This window comes from Streptomyces sp. NPDC047000, from assembly GCF_040644295.1.
Lineage (GTDB): Bacteria > Actinomycetota > Actinomycetes > Streptomycetales > Streptomycetaceae > Streptomyces.
On the sequence record NZ_JBEYWE010000081.1, the window covers coordinates 1 to 1521 of the forward strand.

At 67.9% G+C, this 1521-nt stretch carries 2 protein-coding genes; both read left to right on the forward strand.

All coding sequences use genetic code 11. The features are described 5' to 3' along the window. The coding region (locus ABZ862_RS38460) for a DUF3459 domain-containing protein (protein ID WP_360969276.1) at positions 1-678 on the forward strand (678 nt) is incomplete at its 5' end. Further along, a partial coding sequence (locus ABZ862_RS38465) for an alpha-amylase family glycosyl hydrolase (RefSeq protein WP_360969279.1) occupies positions 675-1521 on the forward strand: 847 nt, incomplete at its 3' end. The genes ABZ862_RS38460 and ABZ862_RS38465, both read left to right, overlap by 4 nt.

Genomic DNA, 1521 nt, shown 5'->3' on the forward strand with positions numbered 1-1521 from the left:
CAGGAGCTGACCGACTATCTGACCGAACTGTCGGATGAGACGGCCGCGTACATGCGGCCGAATCTCTTCGTCAACACCCCGGACATCCTGCACGCCTGCCTTCAGCACGGCGGACGGCCCGCGTTCGAGGTGCGTGCCGTGCTGGCCGCCACCCTCTCCCCCACCTGGGGCATCTACAGCGGCTACGAACTCTGCGAGAACACCCCGGCCCGGGAGGGCAGCGAGGAGTACCTGGACTCGGAGAAGTACCAGCTGCGCCCCCGTGACTGGGAGGCCGCCGAGCGCGAGGGACGCAGCATCGCGCCCCTCATCGAGCGCCTCAACACCGTCCGGCGCCGCCATCCCGCGCTCCGCCGGCTGCGGAACCTGCGTTTCCACCACACGGACAACGACGCCGTCATCGCGTACAGCAAACGCGCCGGTCAGGACACCGTCCTGGTGGTCGCGAACCTCGATCCCCACCGCATCCAGGAGGCGACGATCTCGTTGGACATGACGCACCTCGGCCTTGACCGGCACGACGTCGTGCCGGTGCACGACGAACTGACGGATGAGACCTATCGATGGGGCAGCACCAACTACGTGCGTCTGGAGCCCGGCCGGGCTCCGGCGCATGTGCTCCATGTCGGGCATCCGTCCGCCGCCGCGCCGCAGAACGGAGGATCGACCGCGTCATGACCGTCAACGAGCCCGTGCACGACACGTTCCAGGACACACCGGTGAAGGACCGGCACCCGGACTGGTTCAAGCGTGCCGTCTTCTACGAGGTCCTCGTCCGCTCCTTCCAGGACAGCGACGGCGACGGTGTCGGCGACCTCAAGGGCCTCACCGCCCGGCTGGACTACCTCCAGTGGCTGGGCGTGGACTGCCTGTGGCTGCCGCCGTTCTTCAAGTCCCCGCTGCGGGACGGCGGCTACGACGTCTCCGACTACACCGCGGTCCTCCCGGAGTTCGGCGACCTCGCCGACTTCGTGGAGTTCGTCGACGCCGCCCACCAGCGCGGCATGCGCGTCATCATCGACTTCGTCATGAACCACACCAGCGACCAGCACCCGTGGTTCCAGGAGTCCCGCAAGAACCCCGACGGGCCCTACGGCGACTACTACATGTGGGCCGACGACGACACCGGTTACCCCGAGGCGCGCATCATCTTCGTCGACACGGAGACCTCCAACTGGACCTACGACCCGGTGCGCGGCCAGTACTACTTCCATCGCTTCTTCTCCCACCAGCCGGATCTCAACTACGAGAACCCGGCGGTGCAGGAGGAGATCCTCGCCGCGCTGAAGTTCTGGCTCGACCTCGGCATCGACGGGTTCCGGCTGGACGCGGTGCCGTACCTGTACGCGGCCGAGGGCACCAACTGCGAGAACCTGCCCGCCACCCACGCCTTCCTGCGCCGCGTCCGGCGCGAGATCGACGCCCTGTACCCGGACACGGTGCTGCTGGCCGAGGCGAACCAGTGGCCGGAGGACGTGGTCGACTACTTCGGCGACTACGCCGCCGGCGGCGACGAGTGCC